The 6,145-nt window shown below is 62.1% G+C and carries 4 protein-coding genes; all 4 read right to left on the bottom strand.

Going from position 1 to position 6,145, the window contains the following annotated elements; translation table 11 throughout:
* Positions 1 to 573, bottom strand: a 573-nt coding sequence (locus GWK50_RS19205) for an ATP-binding protein (RefSeq protein ID WP_197905082.1), incomplete at its 3' end; no start/stop codon positions are given.
* Between the two features lie 13 nt (positions 574 to 586).
* A complete protein-coding gene (locus tag GWK50_RS19200) occupies positions 587 to 2,311 on the bottom strand; it encodes a restriction endonuclease subunit S (protein ID WP_162018184.1) in 1,725 nt (574 codons plus the stop codon).
* An 11-nt stretch (positions 2,312 to 2,322) separates the two neighbouring features.
* Positions 2,323 to 3,801: a class I SAM-dependent DNA methyltransferase gene (locus tag GWK50_RS19195; protein WP_162018183.1), complete on the bottom strand. Its 1,479-nt coding sequence runs from the start codon at positions 3,799 to 3,801 to the stop codon at positions 2,323 to 2,325.
* A gap of 99 nt (positions 3,802 to 3,900) precedes the next feature.
* Positions 3,901 to 6,145: DEAD/DEAH box helicase family protein (locus GWK50_RS19190; protein WP_162018182.1), on the bottom strand; the 2,245-nt coding region annotated here is incomplete at its 5' end.

Below are 6,145 nucleotides of genomic sequence, written 5' to 3'. Positions count from 1 at the left end.
GCGCGCCTCGGCAAAACGCTTCCATGCCGTGGTTTGCAGCCGGTCAAGGGCTACCGCGACGGGCTCGCTGCTCGCGCTTCGCGCCCCGCGCCGGTACGACAGCTCAGTGCTTTCCGCCGCACTCATAGGCCGATTACCAGCTTCCATGCGCGTGAAGGTGCCACCGTTCAAGATGGAGTGCACATGGCTGCTGCGACCCACATGCACCAACAACAGATGGCCGTTCTGCCCTTTTGCCGGGCCATTGTGGAGACGACACGACACCGCAACCATACGCACCGTGCTGATGGCGGGCGAAAACTCCGTCAGCAGCTTGCGTCGCAACTCATCCACGGCCTCGGGGTTTTCTTCCACACCAAACAACCGTGCATCGCCTTTGAACTCCTTCAGGTCCGCCACGCCCAGCACCAGTGTGCCGCCGTCAGTGTTCGCCAAAGCGCAAACTGTTTCCAGCGCCTTGCCCACCATCTTGCCGCTGACGCGCTTGAACTCGAGATGGCGTGATTCACTCATCGTGATGAGCTGTTGCACGAGGGCGGCGTTATCGATGGCCGCAGCGGGCGTCAAATTCATGGCGTGTGTGTCCTCAAGCGGTTACGGAATCCACCAGCGCCTCGGCCAGACGGGCCTGCACGGACTGGCGTTCGGCCACACGCTGACGCAGGTCGGCGCACAGGCGGCGCAGGGCGGTGATGCGGGTGACGATGCGGGATTGCTCGGCCAATGGAGGCACGGGAAACGCGCAATCTTTCAGCTGCGTCATATTGATGGAAGCCAGATTTGTCGTTTGCTTCGCAGATGACGCGAAGTAGGCACGAGCGACCGCCGAATTCAAATACAACTCAGCCCACACTGGATTCCAGGCTGTAGAAATTCCTCGCGCCTTGAACACATGGTTTTGGTGCAAGCATGTTGGCAGCTCATCACGCCAGATGGCTGTGCGCCCGACTTTGTCCCAGTCCCCCCCCTCCGTTATCAGCAGATCGCCGTTGAGGAGCTGAAATCGAGATAACTCGCTTTGGTCGATGACCACCTCTTTCATCGACGAAAGATTGAGGTGCCAGCGCTGCACGTTCGCTACACGCAAATATGGCAATGAAACAGGCGTAGGTATTGCAGCCTTACGGCCCAATGTCACGCCACTGGATATCAGCACGATTTCACCTAGACGGGCCCACTCCCACACCACCGGCAACTCAAACGGCTTTTCCTCGTCGGTGATGGGCGGCAGGGGTTTGTCACGCTTGATCTCGCCGGTGGCGATGAGGTGGTCTTTTTCAGCGCGGATGCGTTGCAGCAGGGCGCTGGCGGGTTCGTCGGCGGGGTCTTGGGGCACGAGCAGGCCGCGCACGGCCAGTTGCAGCAGGGTTTGCTCCAGGGCGTCGATGGCTTCGGGGCGGTCCAGCAGCAGGTCGAAGTGCTGGGCCACGCGCTGCCAGTGGGCGGCCAGCTCTTCGGGCGTGGTGCTGGCGGTGAGCGTGCCCAGCAGGGTGCTGACCAGTTGGGCGTGCTGCGCGGCCTCCAGCTGGCCCTTGGCCTCCAGCGCATCGCACAGGCGCATGAGGGCTTCGACGCGGGTGACGATGCGGGATTGTTCGGCGAGGGGTGGGAGCGGGAATGCCAAGGGACGCAACTTGCCAAGCGAAACGTTTGCGATGTTGGTTGTCTGACTTGCGCTGTCTATCAGCGAAGCTCGTGCATACGGCGTACGCAGGAGCGCCATCACAAAGCGAGGCTCTAGGAACCAGGGGCGCAGTACGCCAAGAAACCCTCCAAAGGTCGCCGCTTCATGCGGAATATGCTCAACAAGAGCGACCTTACCAACCAACTCGCGACTGTTGGCCATCGACATCACGATGTCGTGGATTTGAAGCCGTTGATCTTCGCGCCCGACAAATGACTCCCCAATAAAAAGCAAGTCGTCCCACTCAATCTGCTCTTGAACGTTGGCAGTGCGCAGACAAGCGATTCGTCCTGGCGCTTTCTCTTTTGTCTTTTCACTCGCTGGAAAGGTGATGCCCCTGATGATCTCAACGACTTCGCCGAGTGGCACCCACTCCCACCCCTGCGGCAACTCAAACGGCTTTTCCTCCTCCCCAATCTCCGCCAACGGCTTGTCCCGCTTGATCTTGCCTTCAGCGATCAACCGATCCTTCTCCGCCCGAATCTTCTGCAGCAGCACGCCCGCCGGTTCATCGGCCGGGTCTTGCGGCACCAGCTTGCCTTGCACGGCCAGGGTGAGGATGAGTTCGCGCAGTTTGGCGACGCCACCGGGGGCGGTGGCGAGTAGCTCCATATTTGATAGCAGCATGCGCTTATCCCTCAAGCGCTAGCGGCTTTTTTTGTCAAAGACTGGGCGAGGATGCCTTTCAACTCGTCGCGCAGGGCCTGGGCTTCGGCCTGCAGGCGGGCGTAGTCGGCCAGCAGCACGTCGGGGTCGTGGCTTTGCTGTTCGCCAATGTGGGGGTTCTTCTGGTCCAGGTTGTAGCCGGCGGCCTTGATCTGGTCGATGCCGACCTTCCAGGCCCGTTCGTTTTCCACGCGGGCGGCAAAGCCGTCGGCCTCGGTGCCCCACCAGGCTTTCTCGGCGTCGAACTCGTCGATGCGGATGGGCTTGGTCTTGTTGTAGGTTTTGACGCCCTGGGGGTAGGGGTGCTCGTAGTACCAGATGTGCTGGGTGGGCTGGCCTTTGGTGAAGAACAGCAGGTTGGTTTTGATGCCGGTGTAGGGCGCAAAGACGCCGTTGGGCAGGCGCACGATGGTGTGCAGGTTGCAGTGCTGCAGCAGTTGTTCTTTGATGCGGGCCTTGACGCCTTCGCCAAACAAAAAGCCATCGGGCAGCACCACGGCGGCGCGGCCACCGGGTTTGAGCAGGTGCTGGATGAGCACGAGGAAGAGGTCGGCGGTTTCCTTGGTGCGCACGTCGGCGGGGAAGCCTTGCTCAATGCCGGGCTCTTCCACGCCGCCAAAGGGCGGGTTGGTGAGGATGACGTTGACGCGGTCTGCCGCGGTGTAGTCGCGCAGGGGGCGGGCCAGGGTGTTGTCGTGCACGATCTGGCTGGGCACTTCAATGCCGTGCAGCAGCAGGTTGGTAACGCACAGCATGTGCGGGAGCTGCTTTTTCTCCACGCCGCGGATGCTGTTTTGCAGCACGGCCTCTTGCTCTGCGTTGTGCACCTGTTTGCGCAGGTGCTCGATGGCGCAGACGAGGAAGCCGCCGGTGCCGGTGGCCGGGTCCATGACGCTTTCGCCCAACTGGGGGTTGGTCATGTCCACCATGAATTGGGTGACGGCGCGGGGGGTGTAGAACTCGCCCGCGTTGCCTGCGCTTTGCAGGTCGCGCAGGATTTTTTCGTACAGGTCGTTGAACTGGTGGCGCTCGGCCTGGCGGTTGAAGTCGATGGCGTTGAGTTTGTTGACCACCTGGCGCAGCAGGTGGCCGCTTTTCATGTAGTTGTAGGCGTCTTCAAACACGCCGCGTACCACGTAGCCGCGCGGGTTGCGCTGGGGGTCGGCGCTCAGGCCCTTGAGGGCGGGGAAGAGCTGCTTGTCCACAAAGTCGAGCAGGGCGTCGCCGGTCATGCCCTCGGCATCGGCCGCCCAGTGGCGCCAGCGCAGGTGCTCGGCCATGGGGCTTTGGTAGTCGTCGCGGGTGAGTTCGAGTTCTTCTTCCAGCGCGTCAAACACCTTGAGGAACAGCAGCCAGGTGAGCTGGCTGATGCGCTGGGCGTCGCCATCGACGCCGCTGTCCTGGCGCATGATGTCTTGGATGGATTTGATGACGGGGGTGAGGTTGGACATGGAACGCGGGTTTTAAGCAAAAACGGCCTCTAGCGCTTATATAACAAGCGCTAGCAGCTATCAAAACAGGAGTATTTGGCAGTACACGGCGGCACACGGTTAGTGGGCCGGGTGCGTAGCGTACAGCGCTTGCTCCAGCGCCTGCAGCGCGCTGAGGTACTGCGGGCGGCCACCAAAGCTGCGCACCAGCTCTACGGGGCTGCCCAGGTCGGTGAAGGGCTGGAGTTTGAAGACTTCGTTGCTCTCGATGGTGGCGATGCCTTCGTCGGCGTATTTGTCGAGCAGGGCGTCAAGCACCTTGCGGGCCACGGGGCCGTATTGGGTGAAGACGCTGCGCTTTTTGACGCGCTGGGCGCGCTCGCGGCGGGTGAGCGGGGGCTGGTCGTAGGCGACGTGCAGCAGCAGGTCGAACGGGTCGAGGTCTTTGCCCACCTCAGCGGCCAGGGCATCGATGAGCACGCCTTCTGCCTCTAGCTCGGCCAGCAGGGCGGCTTTGCGATCGGCCTGCTGCCAGGTTTGCAGGAACTGGTCGAGCGAGTCGTATTTTTTGAGCAGATTGATGCGGGTGTAGTCGCGCAGACTTTCGGTGATGAGCTTGCCTTGGGCGTTGAGGTACTGCACGCGCTCGCGCGCCACGGCCACGGGAATGCCGTCCACGATGTATTTGCGCGGTGCGTCTTCCTCGGCGGTGATCAGGCCCACGGTGGCCGCAGGTTCGGTAGGCCATCCATCGGGCACCGAGGTAGTGCCGGGCAGCTCTGCGGGCGGCGGCGGGGCCACGGGTTCACCGGGCTGAGGGGCGTACACCTGCACGGGCTCACCGTCAAAGCTGGGGTCAGCAAAGAGCTCCGTGGCGCGCTTGAAGTCGAGGATGGTGAACCAGCTTTTTCCCAGGTCTTCGCGCAGGCGGGTGCCCCGGCCAATGATCTGCTTGAACAGCGTCATGGACTTGATGGTCTGGTCCAGCACGATGAGCTTGCAGGTTTGCGCGTCCACGCCGGTGCTCATGAGCTTGGAGGTGACGGCGATCACCGGGTAGGTTTTCTCAGGGTCGATGAAGTTGTCCAGCTCGCGCTTGCCTTCGGTGTTGTCGCCGGTGATCTGCACCACGTATTTGGGCTCTTTGGCGCACAGGTCGGCATTGGCGTTGCTGAGTGCCTTGCGCATACGCTCGGCGTGTTCGATGTCTTCGCAAAAAACGATGGTCTTGGCGTAGCGGTCAGCGGCCTGCAGGTATTCGGTGACCTTGGCGGCCACCACGGCGTCGCGCTGCTCCATGACGAGCTTGCGGTTCATGTCGGCACCGGTGTAGATGCGGTCTTCGATGAGGTGGCCGAACTTGTCGCGCTGGCCTTCGGTGGGGCGCCAGCCGAAGGTGTCTTTGTCCAGGTCCACCCGCACCACCTTGTAGGGCGCGAGGTAGCCGTCTTCAATGCCTTGCTTCAAGCTGTAGGTGTAGAGCGGCTCGCCAAAGTAGTCGATGTTGGAGACGTCTTCCGTCTCCTTGGGTGTGGCCGTGAGGCCGATCTGTGTGGCGCTGGCAAAGTAGGTGAGGATGTCGCGCCAGGCGGAGTCTTCAGCCGCGCTGCCCCGGTGGCATTCGTCCACCACGATCAGGTCGAAGAAGTCGGGGCTGAACTGCTTGTAGATGTTGCGCTCTTCTTGCGTGCCGGTGACGGCCTGGTAGAGCGAGAGGTAAATTTCGTAGCTTTTGTCCACCACCTTGGTGGTCTTGTTCACGGCCAGGTCGAGGTCTTCCACGGTGACCTGGCCTTGGGTGTCCACCCGCTCCACGCCCTTGGCGTGGGGGCTGAGCTTGGCCATCGCGCCCTTGAAGGGGCGGAAGTCATTGACCATCGTCTGGTCGATGAGGATGTTGCGGTCGGCCAAAAACAGGATGCGTTTTTTGGCGCCGCTTTTCCACAGGCGCCAGATGATCTGGAACGCGGTGTAGGTTTTGCCGGTGCCCGTGGCCATGACGAGCAGCACGCGGTTTTGGCCTGCGGCAATGGCCTCTACCGTGCGGTTGATGGCCCCCAACTGGTAGTAGCGCGGGGTTTTGCTGGGGGCGTAGTCGGTGGCGGCAATGTGCTCCACGGCGGGCGTCCAGCCCTTCCACGCGCAGTACTTGGCCCACAGCTCGGCGGGGGTGGGGAATTGGTCCAGCGTGAGGTCGCGCTCCAGCACGCCATCAGACAGGGTGGCATCGCGGAACACAAAGCCATCGCCATTGCTGGCAAAGCTGAAGGGTACGCCCAGCAGCTCGGCGTATTGAATGGCCTGGGGCATGCCCGCGCCGACGGAGTGCTTGGCGTCTTTGGCCTCGACCACGGCCAGCGGTACG

The organism is Acidovorax sp. 210-6 (assembly GCF_010020825.1).
Classification (GTDB): Bacteria; Pseudomonadota; Gammaproteobacteria; order Burkholderiales; family Burkholderiaceae_C; genus Simplicispira; species Simplicispira sedimenti.
This window is presented reverse-complemented; position numbering and strand designations above follow the sequence as displayed.

Excerpts from the sequence above, each read along its gene's own strand:
- GWK50_RS19195 (WP_162018183.1), bottom strand. The coding sequence starts at position 3,801 with ATGTCCAACCTCACCCCCGTCATCAAATCCATCCAAGACATCATGCGC.
- GWK50_RS19200 (WP_162018184.1), bottom strand. The coding sequence starts at position 2,311 with ATGCTGCTATCAAATATGGAGCTACTCGCCACCGCCCCCGGTGGCGTC.